Origin of the sequence: Blastococcus saxobsidens DD2 (assembly GCF_000284015.1) — a bacterium.
GTDB classification, from domain to species: domain Bacteria; phylum Actinomycetota; class Actinomycetes; order Mycobacteriales; family Geodermatophilaceae; genus Blastococcus; species Blastococcus saxobsidens_A.
Genome location: NC_016943.1, coordinates 3227410 through 3246547, shown reverse-complemented (window position 1 = coordinate 3246547; position 19138 = coordinate 3227410). Strand labels below are relative to the sequence as shown.

Genomic DNA, 19138 nt, shown 5'->3' with positions numbered 1-19138 from the left:
GGCCGGGGACGGCGGGCGCACCCGCCTTCCCCGGCCGTGGAGCTCAGGGCCGGCGGTCGTCGCCGCCGTCGCCCCGCTCGACCGACACCGACTCCGTCAGCCCGTGGTGGTGATGTGACTCGTCGATCACGTGCGCCGCCTCGGAGAGGACGGACCCCGCGGCCCTGCGGGGCAGCAGGCGGCGGACCAGCGGCCAGAGCAGCACCAGGACGACGATCACGTAGACGGTCACCGAGAGCGGGGTGACGAGCCCACCGAGGTCCCCGTCGCTGATCTGCAGCGCGGTGCGGAGCCGCTCCTCGGCGAAGGGCCCGAGGATCACCCCGATGATCGCCGGCAGCACCGGCAGCCCGTAGCGCCGCATCATGAAGCCCAGGCCGCCGATCGCCAGGAGCAGGAAGAGGTCGAACGGCGAGGCGTTGACCGCGTACGCGCCCAGCGCGGAGAAGAACAGGATGCCGGCGTAGAGGTACGAGCGCGGGATCCGCAGCAGCCGTGCCCACAGCGGCGCCAGGGGCAGGTTGAGCACCAGCAGCATCGTGTTGCCGATGAAGAGGCTGGCGATCAGGCCCCACACGAGCTCGGGTTCCGTGTCGAACAGCCGCGGTCCCGGCTCGATGCCGTAGGTCTGGATCGCGACCAGCAGGATCGCGGCGGTCGCGGTCGTCGGGAGCCCCAGCGTCAGCAGGGGGACCAGGCCACCTGCGGCCGAGGCGTTGTTGGTCGCCTCCGGTCCGGCCACGCCCTCGATCGCGCCGTGGCCGAACTCCTCGGGGTGCTTGGAGAGCTTCCGCTCCGTGACGTAGGAGAGGAACGTCGGGATCTCCGCACCGCCGGCCGGGACGGCGCCGAAGGGGAAACCGATCGCGGTGCCGCGCAGCCAGGGCTTCCAGGACCGCCGCCAGTCGTCGCGGCTCATCCGGCCGCTGCCGACGGGGATGATCTGGATCGGCGCCCGGCGCAGGTGCGCGGCGGTCCAGAGGGCCTCGCCGACCGCGAAGAGCCCGACCGCGACGATCACGATGTCGATGCCGTCGGCCAGCTCGGGGATGCCGAAGGTGAGCCGCTGCTGGCCCGAGGTCGCGTCGATCCCGACCAGGCCGATCGTCAGCCCGAGCCCCAGGGCGGCGAGGCCGCGCACCCGGGAGCTGCCGAGCACGGACGTCACCGCGATGAAGGCCAGGACGATGATGGCGAAGAAGTCCGCCGGGCCGATGAGGAGCGCGATCTCCGCGACGGTCGGCGCGAGCAGCGCCAGCAGCAGCGTCGCGATGGTGCCGGCGACGAACGACCCGATGGCGGCGGTGGCCAGCGCCTGGGCCGCCCGCCCCCGTTTCGCCATCCGGTTGCCCTCGATGGCGGTGACCACCGACGCGCTCTCGCCCGGCGTGTTCAGCAGGATCGAGGTGGTCGACCCGCCGTACATGCCGCCGTAGTAGATGCCGGCGAACATGATCAGCGCGCTGGTCACCGGCAGGGCGTAGGTCAGCGGGAGCAGCAGGGCGAGCGTCATGGCCGGCCCGATGCCGGGCAGGACCCCGATCGCGGTGCCCAGCAGCACGCCGAGGAAGGCGTACAGGATGTTCTCGGGGGACAGGGCGGTGCCGAACCCGTTGATCAGTTCACCGAGCGCGCCCATCAGAGGATCCCTCTCAGGATGCCCACGGGCAGGGCGATGCCCAGCCCGAGGACGAACAGGTACCAGCTGCCGACCGACAGCACGAGCGCGATCACCACGTCCCTGACGTAGTGCCGGCTGCCGAGTGCGAAGGCGGCTCCCCAGAAGAGGATCGCCCCCGAGATGGGCCAGCCGAGGCTCTCGATGAGCAGCGCGTTGGCCGCGAACGCCGCCACCAGCAGCGCCATGGTGGCCCAGTCGCTGCGACCGGTCAGGTCGACGTCCTCGCCGCCCTCCGGTTCGCCGCGCCCGCCGCGCGCGATGTCGACGGCCAGGACGACGGCGACGATCACCAGCAGACTTCCCACGACCAGGGGCACCGCCTTGGGCCCGACCGGACCCCGGACGATCAGGCTCTCCGGCAGGAGCAGCGCCTGGACGATGACCAGGACTCCGAGCGCGCCGAGGAACAGGGCCACGCCGAACTCGGAGCGGCCCTGCTCCTCGGTGCTGCCGAGGGCGGCAGAGCTCACGCCAGCCCCAGCTCGCCCAGGATCGTCTGCACGCGCTGGCTCTCCTCGCTGAGGAACTCGCTGAACTCGTCGCCGGTCAGGAAGGCGTCGGTCCAGCCGTTGGTCTCCAGCGCCTGCTGCCATTCCTCGCTGTCGTGCATCTCGGTGATGAGGTCGACGTGGCGCTGGGTCTCCTCCTCGGAGATCCCGGGTGCGGCGACGACGCCGCGCCAGTTGGTGAAGATCAGGTCGACGCCCTCGTCGGTCAGCGTCGGCGCGTCCACACCCTCGACGGGCTCCTCGCTGGTGACGGCCAGGATGCGCACGTCACCGGCGGCTGCCTGCTCGGCGACCTCGCCGATCCCGGTCGCACCGAAGGCGATCTGGTTGCCGAGGATCGCGGCCAGCAGCTCGCCGCCACCGTCGTAGGAGACGTAGTTGACGGTGGTCGGGTCCAGGCCCACGGCGTCGGCGAGGAGCATCGGCGTCAGGTGGTCGGGGCCACCGGGGTTCGACGCGCCGCCGACCGGGACGGCGCCCGGGTCGGCCTTCCACGCCTCGATGAGCTGGTCCAGCGTCTGGTAGGGGGAGTCGGCCGGGACGACGATCGCCTCGGACTCCTCGATCAGCCGCGCGATCGGCGTGGTGTCCTCGAGCGTCGCCTCGGACTCGTTGGTGTACGAGGCGCCGACGACGCCCAGGCCCATCTGCATCAGCAGATCGGCGTTGCCGTCCTCGTTCACCAGCCGCTGGAGGCCCACCGTGCCGCCGGCGCCCTCGAGGTTGAACACCTCGATGCCGCTGGCCAGCTCGACGTCCTCCATCGTCTTGGCCACGACGCGGGCGGTGGTGTCGTAGCCGCTGCCCGGGGAGTTCGGGACCATGACCCGGAGCCCGCTGACCGGGCCGTCACCGCCGTCCGACGCGGCGCCGCCTTCGGCGGTCGTGCCGCAGCCGGTGAGCACGAGCCCGGCGGCGACGGCGCCGACGGTGAGCTTCCGCAGGGAAGCAGTGCGCATCTTGTCCTCCTGAGTGTCCGGTGGTTGGCCACCGCCTGGAGGGAAGATCGCAACGGCTGTGGGGGCTGTCACCCTTGCGTGCGCAATGAGCTTTGTGGTCCTTGTGTCCACGACCACGGCGGTGGTGGGGTCCGGGCAGGATCTGCCGTGGAACGCCCCCGTCCCGACGTCAGGAGTAACCCGTGCCCCGGCGGCTCTCACTCGCCGGCCAGCTGCTGGCGCTGCAGGTGGTCATCATCTGCGTCGTGCTCGTGGGCGTCGCGGCCGTGACGGTGGCGCAGTCCACCAAGCGGGCCCAGGACACCGAGGGCCGCCGCGCGCTGGCCGTCGCCGAGACGCTGGCCAACGCCCGGATCTTCCGCGAGGCGGTGGCCGAGGGCGGAGAGGCCTACATCCGCGTGGCGGCGGAGAGCACCCGCAGCGTCTCCGGCTCGGCGTCGGTCGTGGTGGCGCTGGCCGACCGCACGGTGATCGCCAGCGCGGACCCGGATCAGCTGGGCACCCGTTTCCCGATGGGTGACAGCACCGTGCTCGAGGGCCGGGCCTGGGTGGGAGAGCGGGAGCTCGACGGCGACCCGGCCGCGGTGGCGATGGTCCCCGTGCTCACCGGGCCCGAGCGGGAGTCCGCGGGCTTCGTGGCGGTGACCCGGCGCTACCCCTCGGTGATGGACGGGCTCGCCGCGGCCGCGCCCAACCTCCTGACCTACCTCGGCCTGGCCAGCGCGATCGGGATCGTCGGGTCGCTGCTGGTCGCGCGCCGGGTGAAACGGCAGACGCTGGGGTTGGAGCCGGCCGAGATCACCGGCCTGGTGGAGCACCGGGACGCCATGCTGCACGGCATCCGCGAGGGAGTGGTCGGACTCGACCTGCGGGGACGGGTCACGCTGATCAGCGACGAGGCGATCCGGCTGCTGCGGATCCCCGGCGACGCCCTCGGCCGTACGCTGGAGGACCTGGGCGTGGGCGAGGAGATGCGCGATGCGCTGCTCTCCGGCGAGGTCGAACGGGACCGGGCGGTCGCCAGCGCCGGCCGCGTGCTCGTGGTGAACCGGCTGCCGATCGCCAGCCGGGGGCGGCCGATCGGCTCGGTCACCACGCTCCGCGACCGCACGGAGCTGCTCGAGCTGCGCCGGGAGCTCGACCTCACCCAGCACGTCACCGACACCCTGCGCGCCCAGGCCCACGAGTTCAGCAACCGGCTGCACACGATCGCGGGCCTGATCGAGCTCGGGGAGGCCGACGAGGCGGTGCGCTTCGTGCACCGCATCAGCTCCAGCCGGTCGGAGTTGATCGGCGCGGTCACCGGCGCGGTGCTCGATTCCTCGGTGGCCGCCCTGCTGATCGCCAAGGCCAGCCAGGCCGCCGAGCTGGGCGTCGAGCTGCGCATCGCCCCCGACTCCGCGCTCCCGGTCCTCGACGGGGAGTTGAGCGCCGACGTCGCGACCGTCGTCGGCAACCTGGTGGACAACGCCATGGACGCGGCTGCGGCGTCGCCGCAGCAGTGGGTCGAGGTCTCGCTCGGCGTCGTCGACGGGGAGGTGGAGGTGGTCGTGCAGGACTCCGGGCCGGGGGTGCCGCCGGGGATGGAGCGGGAGGTGTTCCGGCGGGGGGTGTCGACCAAGAGCGCGTCCCTGCGGACCGGGCCCGCCGACCCCGACCAGCTGTCGAAGGAGCGGGGCATCGGTCTCGCGCTGGTGCACCTGGTGTGCACCCGGCGCGGCGGTGAGGTGACGGCGTCCTCGGACGACATCTCCACGTTCACCGCCCGGCTGCCCGTCGAGTCGGCGGTGATGAGCTCGTGATCGGCGTCCTCATCGTCGACGACGATTTCATGGTCGCCAGGGTCCACGCCGGCTTCGTCACGGCCCTGGACGGCTTCGAGGTGGTCGGTACGGCCGCATCGGGGGCCGACGCGCTGGCTGCGGTCGACCGCCTGGCGCCGGACCTGGTGCTCCTCGACGTCTACCTCCCGGACATGACGGGACTGGACGTGCTGCGCCGGCTGCGGGCGGCCGGGTCGTCGGTCGACGTCATGGTCATCAGCGCCGCCCGCGACGTCGACAGCATCCGCAGCGCGCTGCACGGTGGCGTCCTGCACTACCTGGTGAAGCCGTTCGACCGCCGGGCCTTCGAGGAGCGGATGCGGCACTACGCCCGGGTGCGGGCCGACCTCGACGTCCTGGACCAGGCCGCGCAAGCCGACGTCGACCGGGTGTTCGCCGGTGCCCGCGGCACCGCGGCGGCGCCCGTGGCCACGCCCAAGGGCATCGCGCCGGAGACGCTCGAGCTGGTGCGTACCGCGCTGGGCGAGGCGGGGGCCGACGGCCTCTCGGCTTCCGAGTGCAGCGAGCGGACCGGGCTGGCCCGGGTGAGCGCCCGGCGCTACCTCGAGCAGCTGGTCGCCCAGGGGGAGGCCGACGTCCGCCAGCGGTACGGGAGCGCCGGCCGGCCCGAGCGCCGGTTCACCCTCCGCTCGGCGCGCTGAGCGGACGCAACGACCGAAACGACCGTTAGCTGCGCAATGCTGCCCCGCCGCTCCGGATCGGCCAGGATGCCCGCATGACCATCGTCGTGGGCTACGTCCCCACCCCCGAGGGCGAGGCAGCTCTGGCCGCCGGCATCCGCGAGGCACGGCTGCGGGAGGAGCCGCTGCACGTCGTCAACACCACCCGGGGCGACTCGCTGGTGGATCCGCGGTTCGCCTCGACCGAGGCGCTGGCGACCGTCCGGGAGACGCTGGAGCAGTCGGGCATCGTCTTCGAGATCGATCAGCAGGTGGGACACGTCCCCGCCGAGGAGCTGGTCGAGGTCGCCGACCGCGTGCAGGCGAGCATGCTGGTGATCGGCCTGCGGCGTCGCACACCCACCGGCAAGCTGATCACCGGCAGCTCGGCGCAGCGCATCCTGCTCGACGCGCACTGCCCGGTCCTGGCGGTCAAGGCCGGCCACTGACCTCAGGTCAGCGCGTCGAGGCCTGCCGCGGGGGTCGCGGCGAGGTTGCGGAAGATCGTCGCCACGCTGTCGACCAGGTGGCCGGCGGTCAGGGCGGCGGCCGTGTCGGCGTCCCCGCGCAGCAGCGCGTCGCAGATGGCCAGGTGCTCGGTGAGCGAGACGTCGACGCGCGCCGGGTCGACGTGCGAGAGGTTGCGCAACCGCGCGGTGTGCGGGCGCAGCTCGCCGATGGTCCGCCGCAGGTGCTCGTTGCGGGTCGCCCCGATGACGGCCCAGTCGAAGCGGTCGGCCAGCGCGTAGAAGTCCCGGGCGCGGGACGGCGACGCGGCGCGCCGCTGGATGCGGGCGAACTCGGTGCGCATCGCGGTGAACGACCGGCGGACGGCGGGGTCGCCGGCCGCGGCCCCGGTCGCCTGGCGGATCGCTTCCGGCTCGAGCAGCGCCCGGAAGTCGAACAGGTCGCGGACGCTCTGCAGGGACACCCGGGACACGCGGGCGCCCTGCCGGGGGACGAGGTCGACCAGCCCCTCGGCGGCCAGCCGGCGCAGCGCCTCACGGACCGGCGTCCGGGACGCACCGGTGCGCTCGACCAGCCAGAGCTCCGACAACGGGGTGCCGGGAGCCAGCTCCCCGAGCTCGATCTCCTCCTTGAGCTGCCGGTGCACCAGGTCGGCCTTGCTGGCCTCGTTCGGCGAACCGGGGACCGTCCCGGCGGTCATCTCGACCCTCCGGCGGGGAACGGCACTCCGGTCTCCTCGGCCAGCACGCACAGCTCGGTCACCGACCGGTCGGCCAGCTGGACGCCGCCGGCGGCCAGGTTCGCCGTCTCGGCGCGGTCTTCCACCTCGCCGGGGTGGAACACCTCGTCGAAGCCCTGGGCGAGCGGCACGTCCTTGACCTCGTCGATCAGCTGCCGCACCCGCTGCTCGTAGCCGGCGGGGTCGCCGAAGGCGGCCGGGTCGAGGACCAGGAAGAGGTGGCCACAGCCGCTGGGTCGGTCGGTCTCGTACGGGCCGTGCACGCCGGTGCCCACCGCGCTGCCCGTGAGCGCACCCGAGAGCACGTCCATCAGGAAGCTGATCGCGTAGCCCTTGTGACCGGCCATCGGCAGGATCACGCCCAGCACCCCCTCGGCCGGGTCGGTGGTCGGCGCGCCCTCGGCGGTGAGCGCCCAGTCCTCCGGGATCGGCTCGCCGCGGTTCTGCGCCAGGTAGATCTTGCCGCGGGCCACGGCGGTGTTGGCGATGTCGACCGCCACGACCCGGCCGTCCGGGCCGGGCGCGGCGATCGACCACGGGTTGGTGCCGATCCGCTTCTCCCGGCCACCCCACGGCGCCATCGCCGGGCTGGCGTTCGTGGTGAGGACGGCGACCAGCCCGTCGGCCGCGGCGCGGCGGGTGAAGTACATGGCGGTGCCGAAGTGGTTGGAGTTCCGGACGCCGACGACGCCGACGCCGTGGGCGCGGGCCCGCGCGCTCGCCAGCCGGCGGGCGCGGTCGGCGAGCACCTGACCGATGCCGTCGCGCCCGTCCAGCAGCAGGAGCGGGCCGGTGTCGGAGAGGACGGCGGGGTCGGTGACCGCCCGCATGACCCCCGAACGCAGCCGGGCGGCGTACCAGGGAAGCCGGAGCAGGCCGTGTGACTGGTGGCCCCACAGATCGGCCTGGACGAGGCTGTCGGCGACCAGGGTGGCGTCATCGGCGGGCACGCCGAGTGACACGAGCACCTCGGTGCCGAAGGCCCGGAGCTCATCCACGGCAAGCCGCGCGGGATTGGATGCCATGCTGTATACAGTAACGCATACATAGCCTCGAAGGATCGGAGAGCAGCGGATGTTCAGCCTGGTGGTGCAGATGGAGGTGCAGCCGGAGCGGCGGGACGAGTTCCTGGCCGGCATGGCGGCCAATGCGGAGGCGTCGGTCCGCGACGAGCCGGGCTGCCTGCGGTTCGACGTCTGCTCGGTGGAGGGCGACGACAACCGCTTCGTCCTCTACGAGCTCTACACCGACGCGGCCGCCTTCGCGGCGCACAAGGCGGCACCGCACTTCGCGCGGTGGCGCACCGTCGCCGAGCAGGTGCTCGTCGCCCAGGTCAACACCCCGGGCCAGCTGCTGGTCACCCACACCGCCGAGGAGTCCGCATGAGCACCGTGCCCGCGTCCCAGCCCGCCCCTCCGTCGATGGTGCTGCGGCCGGAGGACATCGAGCGCTTCGACCGCGGCAACGGCGTCGCCACGATCCCGTTCGTCGGCAGGTGGAACTGTGAGAGCAACCGGGTGACCACCGGGATGACCGTCTTCTCGCCCGGCACGGGGATCCCGCTGCACTCGCACAACGTCGAGGAGACCGTGCTGGTCTTCGAGGGCGAGGCGACCGCCGTCGTCGGCGACGAGGAGTTCGACCTGGTCGCCGGCCAGGCCACCTGGGTGCCGGCCGGTGTTCCGCACTGCTTCCGCAATCGCGGCGAGGGGTCGATGACCATCTACTGGGTCTACGGCGGCCGCGCCGTCACCCGCACCGTCACCGCGACCGGCGAGACGTTCGAGCACCTCTCCGACGCCGACCGCGGCGCTGGACCCGTGCGCCGGGGCGAGGGCGCAACCCCGGCATGAGCGCGCTGCCGGGACGGCCCTACCGGCTCGGCGTCCTGCCGGGCGACGGCATCGGTCCGGAGATCGTCCCCGCCGCCGTCCGAGCGGTTGACGCCGCGCTCGCCGCCGCCGGCACCCCACCGGTCCAGTGGCAGGAGTTGCCGCTCGGGGCCGCCGCGATAGAGACGCACGGCAGTGCGCTGCCGGCGGTCACGGTCGAGACGCTGGCCGAGCTCGACGGCTGGCTGCTCGGCCCGCACGACAGCGCGGCGTACCCCGAGCCGCACCGGTCGCGGCTCAACCCGAGCGGAGCGCTGCGCAAGCACTTCGACCTCTACGCCAACATCCGCCCGGCCCGCGGCCTCGAGGGCGGCACGGCGATCGCGCCGGACACCGACCTGGTGATCGTCCGGGAGAACACCGAGGGGTTCTACGCCGACCGCAACACGTACGCCGGCTCCGGGGAGTTCATGCCCGCGCCGGATGTCGCGATCGCGATGGGTGTGTTCACCCGCCCGAAGATCGAGCGGATCGCGCGGGTCGCGTTCGAGCTGGCCCGGCGTCGGCGGAACAGGCTCACGATCGTGCACAAGGCGAACGTCCTGCAGCTGACTTCGGGGCTGTTCAAGCGGGTGTGCCTGGACATGGCCGAGGGCTACCCCGACGTGGCGGTGGACGACCTCCACATCGACGCCATGACGGTGCACCTGCTCCGGCGGGCGGGGACGTTCGACGTCGTCGTCGCGGAGAACATGTTCGGCGACATCCTCTCCGACCTGACCGGCGAGCTGGCCGGTTCGCTCGGCATCGCCCCGTCGCTGAACGCCTCCGACGACCGCGCGATGGCGCAGGCCGCCCACGGGTCGGCACCCGACATCGCCGGGACGGGGCTGGCCAACCCGATCGCGATGATCCTGTCCTCGGGGATGCTGCTGGACTGGCTGGGCACCCGCTTCGGCGACGACCGGGTCGCCGACGCGGCGGTCCGGATCGAGGCCGGCGTCCGGACGGCCGTGCGGGACGGGGTGAGCACCCCGGACCTGGGTGGCACCGCCTCCACGGGGGAGTTCGCCGACGCCGTCGTCGAGCGGATCGCCGCCGCCTGAGACCCGGCCGGCTCAGGGGCCGGGGCGGCCGTCCACGGCGAGCCGTCGCGCCGCGACCCCGACGACCGCGAGCGCGGCGGCGGTGGCCCACAGGACGCCGGCCGCCCCCACCCCGACGGCGACCAGGCCGACCGTGCTGGGGATGAGGACCTGGCCGAGCCGGTTGCCCGTGAGCCGCAGGGACATGGCGCGGCCACGCAGCCCCGCAGGGGCGACCTCGGCGAGCCACGACATCGTGAGCGGCTGCCCGACGCCCAGCCCGAGGCCGAGCAGCACGACGACGGCGGCCATGGCGGCCGGGGGGAGCGGGACGCCGACGACGGCCATCGCCACCGCTGACAGCGCCACGCTCACGATCATCAACCGGCGTCGGCCGACCAGGGCGACGAGGCGGCCGAGGAACACGCGCGAGGTCATCGAGGCCACCGCGCGCAGGGTCAGCAGGAGCCCCACGAAGCCCGCCGCCAGGCCGCGATCGGCCCCGAGCGCGGGCAGGTAGACCAGCGTGATGTCGACGGCGGCCAGGACGACGCAGCTGATCAGCAGTGCGCGCAGCAGGCCGGGCAGTCGCAGCAGCGTGCCCATCCCACCGTGCCCGGCACCGGCTCCGACCCCGTCGTGGGCCGGCATCCGGAGGAACGCGGTGCAGGCCAGCAGGGCGACTCCCAGCGCGGTCGCCGTCAGGAAGATCGGCTCGGTGGCCGGGATCGCGCCCGAACCGCCGATCAGCGTGATCAGCGCCGGTCCGGCCGCCTGGCCGAGCGAGGCGGCGAAGGTGTAGTAGCCGAAGGCGGTGTCGAACCGGCCGGGGCCGGCGGTGTTGGCGACGGCTGCCTGCTGACCCACCACCGAGAGCAGGTGGCCGGTGCCCAGCACGACGCTGCCGACGACGAGCCCGGTGGTGCCGCCCCGCTCGGTGGCGAAGACCGCACCGGCGAGGGTCATGAGCACCGCGCCGACGAGCATCACCCGCCGCTCACCGAAGCGGTCGGTCGCCTGGCCCGACGGCACGGCCAGAACCAGCGGGACGACGGCGAAGGATGCGGCGAGTGCGCCGAGCCAGGCCGTCGGCACGTCCAGCTCGAGCGCCCGGTAGGCCGACGTGGGGCGCAGCACGAAGGTGATCACCTGGGTGAGCACCGAGTGCAGGAGCAGCAGCGCGAGCAACCGCCGTCCGGGGCCGGCGCTCACGTGGTGGAGCGGTCGGTGCCGGCGCCCTCGTCGGCCAGCCGATCGGCCGACCGGGCGCCGAGGCTGGTCTCCACGTGTCGGCGCATCCGCTCCGCCGCGGCCTCCGCATCCCGATCACGGACGGCCTCGAGGACCAGCCGGTGCTCGGTCGCCCGGGCGTGGCGGTCGGCCTCGCTGCGCCCGACCTCGAGCGCGTGCCGCCGGTAGCGGTCCGTCTTCACCCAGAGGCCGTCGAGCGTCTGCACCAGCAGGGCGTTGTGGGAGGCACGGTGGACCGCCGCGTGGAAGCGGTGGTGGCTCTCCAACTGGGCGGCGGAGGGGTGGGTGGTCAGCGCCTCGAGGCCGGCGAGGGCGGCCGCGATCTCGGCGAGGTCGGCGTCGGTCCGGCGGTGCGCGGCGAGGGACGCGGCCAGTGGGTCGAGGGCGCTCCGCAGTTCCAGCAGGTCGCGGGCCTCGGTGGCATCCAGGGGGCGCACCCGGGCGTCCCGGTGCGCATCGAGCTCGACCAGCCCCTCCTGCTTGAGCCGGCGGAGCGCCTCCCGCAGGGGCGTGGTGCTCATGCCGATGGTGCGGGCCAGCGCGGCCTGCGGCAGGACGGCGCCCGCCGCCAGCTCACCGGAGAGGATCAGGGTGCGGATCCGGGCGTAGGCCACGTCGCCCTTCGTCATGAAGGCGCGGTCGTCCCCTGGACACTCGGCCACGACGCTCCTCCTCTCGCGACGGTCGTCGCTATAGGCCATAACGAAGGTCCTGCCGCCTTCGAGAGCGAGTGCTCGTGTCGATCCCCGCCACCACCGACCTCTGCGACGCCGACGCCGAGGCCCAGGTCTGCGAACCGGTCTTCCGAGCATTCGGCGGCCGGCCGGCGTTCGCCGGCCCGATCACCACGCTGAAGGTCTTCGAGGACAACACGCTCGTGCGCGAGGCGGTCGGCCGGCCGGGCGCGGGCCGGGTGCTCGTCGTGGACGGCGGGGGATCGCGCCGGTGCTCCCTGTTCGGCGGGAACCTCGCGGTCGCCGCCGCGACGAACGGCTGGGCAGGAGTGGTGGTGCACGGCTGCGTCCGCGATGTCGCCGAGCTGGCGGCTCACCCCATCGGCGTGCGGGCGCTCGCCTCGTTCCCGCGCAGCAGCGAGCCGGGCCTGCACTCGGGTCAGGCCGGGCTGCCGGTGCGCTTCGCCGGGGTGCTCTTCCGCGAGGGAGCATGGCTGTGCGCGGACGAGGACGGCATCGTGGTGCTGCCCGGTGACCCGTCGGCCGGTTGAGCGGAGCGGGTCAGCAACGGCGGAGCACCCGGGCCAGGCGGTGCTTCCGGCCGGCAGTCAGCTCGGCCACCGGGACGGGCTCCGCCTCCGGGACAGCGGCGAGGGCCGCGTGCCGTTCGTGCAGGCGGGCGCGGACGTCGTCGGCCGCGTACGCACGGCGCTGCCGCTCGTCACGGGCCAGCACGGTGCCGGTCGCGGCGACGCCGGCGAGCCCGGCCAGTCCCAGGAGCTTCCAGAGGCGCACGTCCGTAACGTAGCGCCGTGCCCCCGCTGACCCTCGACGAGGCGGTCGACCTCACCCGCACCGGCGACGTCTGGATCTTCCGCGGCGCCTCGGTCGCCGACCGGGCGATCCAGACCCTCACCAACGCCCCGGTGAACCATGTCGGCATGGCCCTGGTGCTGGAGGACCTGCCGCCGCTGCTCTGGCACGCCGAGCTCGGCCGGTCGCTGCCCGATGTGTGGACCGGCCGGCACCAGCGCGGAGTCCAGCTGCACGACCTGCGCGACGCCGTGCTGACCTGGCGGCAGAAGTACGGCCAGCGCGTCTGGCTGCGCCAGCTCGTCGGCCCCGCCGACGACGGCGGCGTGACCCCGGAGATGGAGGACGCCGTCCTCCGGACGGTCGCCCGCATGGACGGCCGGCCCTTTCCGACCACCCGGCACCTGGCCGGCGGCTGGGTCAACGGCCGGCTGCGCCGGAGCACCACCACCGAGGCGGTCTACTGCGCCGAGCTGGTGGCCGCCACCTACACCGCGATGGGGCTGCTCAGCGGCGACCGGCCGCGCAACTGGTACGACCCGGGCAGCTTCTGGTCCGGCGACGAGCTCCACCTCCAGCAGGGGACCGCGCTGGGCCCGGAGATCCCCGTCGACGTCCCGGCGGCCTGAGGGCGCTACCGCCGCACCCGGTAGGTGCTCTGCACCATCCCGCCGGCGAAGCTGCGCGTGCCGACGTGCTCGAGCGGCACGTCGGCGGCCAGCTCGCCGAACGGCGTCAGCCCCGTGCCGATCAGCACCGGGATCCGCGACAGCGTGAGGTCCGCGACCAGCCCGGCCGCGAGGAACGCGTGCACCGTCCGGCCGCCGTCGACGTACACCCGCCGGTACCCGGCCGCGTCCAGCGCCGTCACGGCCTCGTCCAGCGACCGGTGCACGGTGATCCGCGGATCGGCGCCAGCGGGTAGCGATGTGCTCAGCACGTGCACCGGCTTGCCCCGGTAGGGCCAGTCGGCGAACGGCGCGATGAACTCGTAGGTGGCGCGGCCCATGACGAGGGCGTCGATGCCGGAGAGGAACTCGGCGAACCCGAAGTCGCCGCCGTCGCCGTCGTCCGGTGCACCACCGGTCTCACCGCCGCCGGTCTCGCCGCCGCCGGTGAGCCAGGAGAGGTCGCCGTCGAGGCGGGCGATGAACCCGTCGACGCTCATGCCGAGGAAGACCGAACCGGTGAAGGAGACGTCCATGCCGCGCAGCGTGCCGGACGGGTACGACAGCCGCGGTCGGCCAGCAGCACGCGCGGCGGCCCGCCGGTGCCGCGCGCCGCCCGACAGGGCGGTGCCGCCCGCACCCACCGGCGTGTCCGGCCCGGTCGCCAGGGTGTCGAGCATGACGGCGGCACGTGGGCGGACGAACGGGGGATCGCGCCTCCGTGCCCGAGCCGGTTCTGCCCGGACCGGGCAGGCTGGTACCCAGGGGCTCCGCAGCCCGCGCCCGCCGACCACCGCCGACCTCGGCAGCGCACCCGCCGCCGGACCACCACACGCACAGGGGAGAACACCATGGCCATCGCCACGATCAACCCGGCCACCGGGGAGACGCTCAAGACCTACGAGCCCCTCACCGAGGAGGCGCTCGAGGAGAAGCTCGCCCGTGCGGCCGCCGCGTTCGCGCGCTACCGGCTGACCTCACCGCAGCAGCGGGCCGGCTGGCTGTCCGCTGCGGCCGACGCGCTGGACGCCGACGCGGACGCCGTCGCCGAGCTCATGACCACCGAGATGGGCAAGACCCTCGCGTCGGCCAAGGCGGAGGTCGGGAAGTGCGCGACGGCGCTGCGCTGGTACGCCGAGCGCGGGCCGGCCTTCCTCGAGCCCCAGGTCAAGGACGCCGCCGCGGTGGGCGCGGCGCAGGCCTACGTGGTCCACCAGCCGCTCGGCGTGGTCCTGGCGGTCATGCCGTGGAACTTCCCGCTCTGGCAGGCGATGCGGTTCGCCGCGCCGGCGCTGATGGCCGGCAACGTGGGGCTGCTCAAGCACGCGAGCAACGTGCCGCAGACCGCGCTGTACCTGGAGGAGCTGTTCCGCAAGGCGGGCTTCCCCGACGACGTCTTCCAGACCCTGCTGATCGGCTCGGGGACCGTCGAGCAGGTGCTGCGCGACGACCGGGTGATCGCCGCGACGCTCACCGGCAGCGGTCCGGCCGGGCAGTCCGTCGCCGCGATCGCCGGCGACGCGCTGAAGAAGACGGTGCTCGAACTCGGCGGGTCCGACCCGTTCATCGTCATGCCCTCGGCCCACCTGGACACCGCCGCCGGGGTGGCCACGACCGCCCGCAACCAGAACAACGGGCAGAGCTGCATCGCGGCCAAGCGCTTCTTCGTGCACCGTGACGTCGCCGGGGAGTTCACCCGGATGTTCGCCGAGAAGATCGCCGCCCTGACCGTCGGGGACCCGATGGCCGAGGAGACGCAGATCGGGCCGCTGGCCACCGAGTCGGGGCTGCGTGACGTCGAGGACTACGTCGCCGACGCCCGCAGCAAGGGGGCGACGGTCGTCGTCGGCGGGGAGCGGGTGGACCGGCCCGGCTGGTTCTACCAGCCCACCCTGGTCTCCGACGTGACCCCGGAGATGGCGATGCATTCCGAGGAGGTGTTCGGGCCGGTCGCGGCGCTGTACACCGTGGACTCGCTGGAGGAGGCGATCGAGCTCGCCAACAGCCACGTCTACGGGCTGGGCTCGAACCTCTGGAGCGAGGACGCCGACGAGCGGGCGCAGTTCGTCCGCGACATCGCCTCGGGCATGGCGTTCATCAACGGGATGACCGCCAGCTATCCCGAGCTGCCCTTCGGCGGGATCAAGCAGAGCGGCTACGGCCGGGAGCTGACCGACGTCGGCATGTACGAGTTCATGAACGCCAAGACGGTCTGGGTCGGCGGCCCCAGCAGCGAGCAGGCCAAGGGGAACACCGCCGGGTCCGCCGCGGAGTGAGCTCCCCGGCCGGGCCGTTCTCAGGGACCCGGTGCCGCGCTACCGGCGCCGTACCCCCGCGACGGACCGGCCGGCCAGCACGCGGGCGAGCCAGAGCCAGTCCCGCGGGAACCCCGGGTCGACCACCGCGGCGACCGCGGCCGGACGCGCGAGCAGGAGCAGGCCGGCGGCGAGCCCGGCGACCGAGACCCACCGGGCAGCTCGTCGCCGACCGTGGCCGAGCGCACTACTCACCGTGACACCCGTGAACGGGAACGGATAGGTGCGGACGGTCTGTCTCTGCCCCGCGGTGGTGGGCAGAGACAGACTGTGCGCGGGGAAACCTGTGGACCGGGTGGAGGTCTGCGCGCAGTCGGCCGCTGCTCACCGGGGGGAGCAGCCGCCGACTGTGCGAAGAGCACCTCCGGCGGCCTCAGCTCCGGCTCGGCGCCGCCACCTGCTCGTCGGCCGGGTGCCCACCCGCGACAGCCAGGGTCGCGTCGCGGTTCTCCGGCAGTGGTGCGAAGCCCCGCAGCCGCAGGCTGTTGGAGACGACGAACACCGAGCTGAACGCCATGGCGGCACCGGCGATCATCGGGTTCAGCAGGCCCGCGGCGGCCAGCGGCAGCGCGGCCACGTTGTAGGCGAAGGCCCAGAACAGGTTGCCCTTGATCGTGCCCAGCGTCCGGCGGGACAGCCGGATCGCGTCCGCGGCCACCCGGAGGTCGCCACGCACCAGGGTCAGGTCGCTGGCCTGGATGGCGACGTCGGTGCCGGTCCCCATCGCCAGGCCCAGGTCGGCCTGGGCCAGCGCCGGGGCGTCGTTCACGCCGTCGCCCACCATGGCCACGGTGCGGCCCTCGTCCTGCAGCCGCCGCACGACGGCCACCTTGTCCTGCGGGAGCACCTCGGCGATCACCTCGTCGATGCCCACCTGGGCGGCGACGGCGCGGGCGGCCTTCTCGTTGTCGCCGGTGAGCAGGATCGGGGTCAGCCCGAGGGCGCGCAGCTGGGCGACGGCCGTCGCAGAGGTCGGCTTGACCGCGTCGGCGACGACGAGCACCCCGCGGGCCGCGCCGTCCCAGCCGACCGCGATCGCGGTCCGGCCGGCGTCCTCGGCCTCGGCGACGGCCCGTTCCAGGTCGGCGGGAAGGGCCAGCGACCAGTCGGCCAGCAGACGCCGTCGTCCGACCACCACCGCCGAGCCCTCCACCACCCCGTGCACGCCGAGGCCCTCGACGTTGGCGAAGTCGCTCACCGCGGGAAGGTCACCGGTGCGCTCGGTCGCGGCGCGGGCCACGGCCTGGGCGATCGGGTGCTCCGAGGCCGCCTCGAGGGCGCCGGCCAGGCGGAGGACCCGGTCGGCGTCCTCCCCGGCGGCGGGGACGACGTCCAGCAGCGTCATGCGCCCGGTGGTCACCGTGCCGGTCTTGTCCAGGACCACCGTGTCCACCCGTCGGGTCGACTCGAGCACCTCCGGCCCCTTGATCAGGATGCCGAGCTGCGCGCCGCGGCCGGTGCCCACCATGAGCGCGGTGGGCGTGGCCAGCCCGAGCGCGCAGGGGCAGGCGATGATCAGCACGGCCACCGCGGCGGTGAAGGCGGCCGGCAGGCCGGCGCCGGTGCCGATCCAGAAGCCGAGGGTCGCCACGGTCAGCGCGAGCACGACCGGCACGAAGATCCCGGAGATCCGGTCGGCGAGCCGCTGCACCTCGGCCTTGCCGTTCTGCGCGTCCTCCACCAGCCGGGCCATCTGGGCGAGCTGGGTCTCGCTGCCCACGCGGGTGGCGCGGACGACCAGCCGGCCGCCGGCGTTGACCGTGCCGCCGGTGACCGGGTCGCCGGGGCGGACCTCGACCGGCACCGACTCGCCGGTGAGCATCGAGGCGTCGACGGCGGACGAGCCCTCGGTCACCTCGCCGTCGGCGGCGATCCGCTCGCCGGGCCGGACGACGAACAGCTCGCCCACGCCGAGCTCGCCGACCGGGACCCGCTGCTCGGTGCCGCCGCGCAGCACCGAGACCTCCTTGGCGCCCAGCTCCAGCAGCGCGCGCAGCGCCGCGCCGGCCCGGCGCTTGGACCGCGCCTCGAACCAGCGGCCGGCCAGGATGAACGTCGTCACCCCGGCCGCGGCCTCGAGGTAGATGTTGGCGCTGCCGTCGGTGCGGGCGATGGTCAGCTCGAACGGGTGCGTCATGCCGGGGACGCCGGCGGTGCCCCAGAACAGCGCGTACAGCGACCAGCCGAAGGCCGCCAGCGTGCCCAGCGACACCAGGGTGTCCATGGTCGCCGCGCCGTGGCGCAGGTTGGTCCAGGCCGCCCGGTGGAACGGCGCGCCGCCCCACACCACCACGGGGGCGGCGAGGGTCAGCGACAGCCACTGCCAGTACTGGAACTGCAGCGCCGGCACCATCGCCATGAGGATCACCGGGACGCTCAGCAGGGTGGAGACCACGAGGCGGGTCCGCAGCGCGTGCACCGGGGCGTCGGCGGGGTCGGCCTCGGCCTCCGCGGGGATCTCCGGCCGCGGGGGCTCGGGGAGGCGCGCGGAGTAGCCGGTCTTCTCGACCGTGGCGATCAGGTCCCCGGTGTTCACGCCGTCGCCGTAGCTGACCTTCGCCTTCTCGGTCGCGTAGTTGACGGTGGCGGTGACGCCGTCGAGCTTGTTGAGCTTCTTCTCCACCCGGGCGGCGCAGGAGGCGCAGGTCATCCCGCCGATGAGCAGCTCGACGTCGGTGGTGGTGCCTGCGGGTGCGGTGGTCATGATCCGTGCTCCTCGTGCGAGGCGGCGGGAGGCCCTCCGGCGGGCACCGTGAACTCCGCCGTGTGCACGGCGTCGCCGTGCCGGAAGTCCAGGAACAGCCGGTAGGTACCCGTCGACGGGGCGGTGGTGGCGAACTCGACGTGCGGCCCGGGTGCGGGCTGGACCTCGTCGTGCTCGGCGGGGTGCACGTGCAGGTAGGCGAGGTCGCCGTCGCGCAGGGCCACCAGGTGCCCGTAGGCCCCGAGGTGGGGCTGCAGGTCGGTGACCGGCACGCCGTCGCGGCTCACGCTGAACGTCAGCTCCGACTCCGAGCCCGGCGTCAGCCCGCCGGTGAGCACGACCGTGTAGCCGTCGACCTCGGCCACCGCCGACGGTTCCGGCAGCGGCTGCGGGTCGTAGCTGCCCGGGACGGCGAGGTCGGCGCCGAGCACGCGGTTCTCGCCGTCGGCGGCGGCGGTGAAGTCGGCGAACAGCCGCCAGCTGCCCGGCTCCAGCGCGAGGGGGGCCCGCCAGACGCCGTCGGCACCGAGCTCGGGGTGGACGTGCTGGTAGCCGGTGAGGTCGCGGCGCACGGCGATCAGGTGCAGGTCGGCCTCGTGGTCGGCCTCGTACCCCCTGACCGGCGAGCCGTCGGGGCCCAGCACGGTGAAGGCGACAGGGGTGGCGGAGCCGGCGGGAGCGGTGTCCGCGGCCAGGTCGAGGGTGTAGCCGTCCTCGGCGACCTGGAGCCCGGCCGGCAGGTCCGCAGGCGCGGGAGCGGCGGCCTCGTGACCGCCGTCCCCGTGCCCCGCGTCGGCCGCGGCGTGCCCGGGCGCGGGGGAGTCGTCCCCCGCGCCGACCGGCCCCACCGCGGATCCGACGCCGACCGCCGCGCCGAAGACGGCGACGAGGCCGACGGCGAACGCGGCGATCTTCGTGGGTGTGTTCATGGCGCCGG

21 protein-coding genes are annotated in these 19138 nt (G+C 73.9%); 9 read left to right on the top strand and 12 right to left on the bottom strand.

Annotated features, from left to right (window positions below):
* Positions 1–43 precede the first annotated feature (43 nt).
* From BLASA_RS15430 to BLASA_RS15420, 3 genes are read right to left on the bottom strand one after another with little or no spacing between them, the layout of a single operon-like run.
* Entirely contained in the window at positions 44–1639 is a 1596-nt protein-coding gene (locus tag BLASA_RS15430) for a tripartite tricarboxylate transporter permease (RefSeq protein WP_014377123.1), read from the bottom strand.
* Positions 1639–2151: a tripartite tricarboxylate transporter TctB family protein gene (locus tag BLASA_RS15425; RefSeq protein ID WP_014377122.1), complete on the bottom strand. Its 513-nt coding sequence runs from the start codon at positions 2149–2151 to the stop codon at positions 1639–1641. The genes BLASA_RS15430 and BLASA_RS15425 overlap by 1 nt, the downstream gene beginning before the upstream one ends.
* On the bottom strand, positions 2148–3149 hold the full coding sequence (locus BLASA_RS15420) for a Bug family tripartite tricarboxylate transporter substrate binding protein (RefSeq protein ID WP_014377121.1): 1002 nt from the start codon (positions 3147–3149) through the stop codon (positions 2148–2150). The genes BLASA_RS15425 and BLASA_RS15420 overlap by 4 nt, the downstream gene beginning before the upstream one ends.
* Before the next feature lie 182 nt (positions 3150–3331).
* Here BLASA_RS15420 and BLASA_RS15415 point away from each other — a divergent pair, with 182 nt between their 5' ends.
* The 3 genes from BLASA_RS15415 (at position 3332) to BLASA_RS15405 (ending at position 6101) form a co-directional block, all read left to right on the top strand.
* On the top strand, positions 3332–4951 hold the full coding sequence (locus tag BLASA_RS15415) for a sensor histidine kinase (protein WP_014377120.1): 1620 nt from the start codon (positions 3332–3334) through the stop codon (positions 4949–4951).
* Positions 4948–5634, top strand: a complete 687-nt coding sequence (locus BLASA_RS15410) for a response regulator (protein WP_014377119.1) — start codon at positions 4948–4950, stop codon at positions 5632–5634. Before BLASA_RS15415 ends, BLASA_RS15410 begins: the two co-directional genes overlap by 4 nt.
* A gap of 74 nt (positions 5635–5708) precedes the next feature.
* On the top strand, positions 5709–6101 hold the full coding sequence (locus BLASA_RS15405; RefSeq protein WP_014377118.1) for a universal stress protein: 393 nt from the start codon (positions 5709–5711) through the stop codon (positions 6099–6101).
* Positions 6102–6103: 2 nt separating this feature from the next.
* Here BLASA_RS15405 and BLASA_RS15400 read toward each other — a convergent pair whose 3' ends face one another.
* Complete coding sequence (locus tag BLASA_RS15400) at positions 6104–6820, bottom strand: GntR family transcriptional regulator (RefSeq protein WP_014377117.1); 717 nt, start codon at positions 6818–6820, stop codon at positions 6104–6106.
* The gene (locus tag BLASA_RS15395; protein WP_014377116.1) at positions 6817–7884 is read right to left on the bottom strand and encodes an Ldh family oxidoreductase; all 1068 of its coding nucleotides are present in this window, start codon (positions 7882–7884) and stop codon (positions 6817–6819) included. The genes BLASA_RS15400 and BLASA_RS15395 overlap by 4 nt, the downstream gene beginning before the upstream one ends.
* Before the next feature lie 49 nt (positions 7885–7933).
* On the opposite strand from BLASA_RS15395, the gene BLASA_RS15390 reads away from it, so the two are divergent.
* Genes BLASA_RS15390 through BLASA_RS15380 form a run of 3 tightly spaced genes read left to right on the top strand, consistent with a single transcriptional unit; the run spans position 7934 to position 9797 of the window.
* Positions 7934–8245, top strand: a complete 312-nt coding sequence (locus tag BLASA_RS15390; RefSeq protein WP_014377115.1) for a putative quinol monooxygenase — start codon at positions 7934–7936, stop codon at positions 8243–8245.
* On the top strand, positions 8242–8712 hold the full coding sequence (locus BLASA_RS15385; protein ID WP_014377114.1) for a cupin domain-containing protein: 471 nt from the start codon (positions 8242–8244) through the stop codon (positions 8710–8712). The genes BLASA_RS15390 and BLASA_RS15385 overlap by 4 nt, the downstream gene beginning before the upstream one ends.
* Positions 8709–9797 carry an isocitrate/isopropylmalate dehydrogenase family protein gene (locus tag BLASA_RS15380; RefSeq protein WP_014377113.1) on the top strand — a complete coding sequence of 363 codons (1089 nt, stop codon included), beginning with the start codon at positions 8709–8711 and terminating at the stop codon, positions 9795–9797. The genes BLASA_RS15385 and BLASA_RS15380 overlap by 4 nt, the downstream gene beginning before the upstream one ends.
* Before the next feature lie 12 nt (positions 9798–9809).
* On the opposite strand, the gene BLASA_RS15375 is transcribed toward BLASA_RS15380, so the two are convergent.
* Both BLASA_RS15375 and BLASA_RS15370 read right to left on the bottom strand, forming a co-directional pair.
* Positions 9810–10988: an MFS transporter gene (locus BLASA_RS15375; RefSeq protein ID WP_014377112.1), complete on the bottom strand. Its 1179-nt coding sequence runs from the start codon at positions 10986–10988 to the stop codon at positions 9810–9812.
* Positions 10985–11689 carry a GntR family transcriptional regulator gene (locus BLASA_RS15370; RefSeq protein ID WP_014377111.1) on the bottom strand — a complete coding sequence of 235 codons (705 nt, stop codon included), beginning with the start codon at positions 11687–11689 and terminating at the stop codon, positions 10985–10987. Before BLASA_RS15370 ends, BLASA_RS15375 begins: the two co-directional genes overlap by 4 nt.
* 74 nt (positions 11690–11763) lie before the next feature.
* Between BLASA_RS15370 and rraA the strand changes: the two genes are divergently transcribed.
* Positions 11764–12252: a ribonuclease E activity regulator RraA gene (gene rraA, locus BLASA_RS15365; protein ID WP_014377110.1), complete on the top strand. Its 489-nt coding sequence runs from the start codon at positions 11764–11766 to the stop codon at positions 12250–12252.
* 10 nt (positions 12253–12262) lie between these two features.
* On the opposite strand, the gene BLASA_RS15360 is transcribed toward rraA, so the two are convergent.
* Positions 12263–12496 (bottom strand): hypothetical protein, encoded by a 234-nt coding sequence (locus tag BLASA_RS15360; protein ID WP_014377109.1) that lies wholly within the window; start codon positions 12494–12496, stop codon positions 12263–12265.
* Positions 12497–12513: 17 nt separating this feature from the next.
* Here BLASA_RS15360 and BLASA_RS15355 point away from each other — a divergent pair, with 17 nt between their 5' ends.
* Positions 12514–13143: a hypothetical protein gene (locus tag BLASA_RS15355; RefSeq protein ID WP_014377108.1), complete on the top strand. Its 630-nt coding sequence runs from the start codon at positions 12514–12516 to the stop codon at positions 13141–13143.
* Positions 13144–13148: 5 nt separating this feature from the next.
* Here BLASA_RS15355 and BLASA_RS15350 read toward each other — a convergent pair whose 3' ends face one another.
* Positions 13149–13862: a dihydrofolate reductase family protein gene (locus BLASA_RS15350; protein WP_231839471.1), complete on the bottom strand. Its 714-nt coding sequence runs from the start codon at positions 13860–13862 to the stop codon at positions 13149–13151.
* Between the two features lie 171 nt (positions 13863–14033).
* Between BLASA_RS15350 and BLASA_RS15345 the strand changes: the two genes are divergently transcribed.
* Positions 14034–15458, top strand: coding sequence for an NADP-dependent succinic semialdehyde dehydrogenase (locus BLASA_RS15345; RefSeq protein ID WP_014377106.1), 1425 nt, complete (start codon positions 14034–14036; stop codon positions 15456–15458).
* Positions 15459–15497: 39 nt separating this feature from the next.
* Here the strand turns inward: BLASA_RS15345 and BLASA_RS24600 are convergent, their stop codons facing one another.
* The 3 genes from BLASA_RS24600 to BLASA_RS15330 all read right to left on the bottom strand — a co-directional run bounded on the left by BLASA_RS24600 (position 15498) and on the right by BLASA_RS15330 (position 19130).
* Entirely contained in the window at positions 15498–15692 is a 195-nt protein-coding gene (locus BLASA_RS24600; protein WP_014377105.1) for a hypothetical protein, read from the bottom strand.
* Between the two features lie 178 nt (positions 15693–15870).
* On the bottom strand, positions 15871–18201 hold the full coding sequence (locus BLASA_RS15335; RefSeq protein WP_014377104.1) for a heavy metal translocating P-type ATPase: 2331 nt from the start codon (positions 18199–18201) through the stop codon (positions 15871–15873).
* Positions 18198–19130 (bottom strand): hypothetical protein, encoded by a 933-nt coding sequence (locus BLASA_RS15330; RefSeq protein WP_014377103.1) that lies wholly within the window; start codon positions 19128–19130, stop codon positions 18198–18200. The genes BLASA_RS15335 and BLASA_RS15330 overlap by 4 nt, the downstream gene beginning before the upstream one ends.
* Positions 19131–19138: the final 8 nt, after the last annotated feature.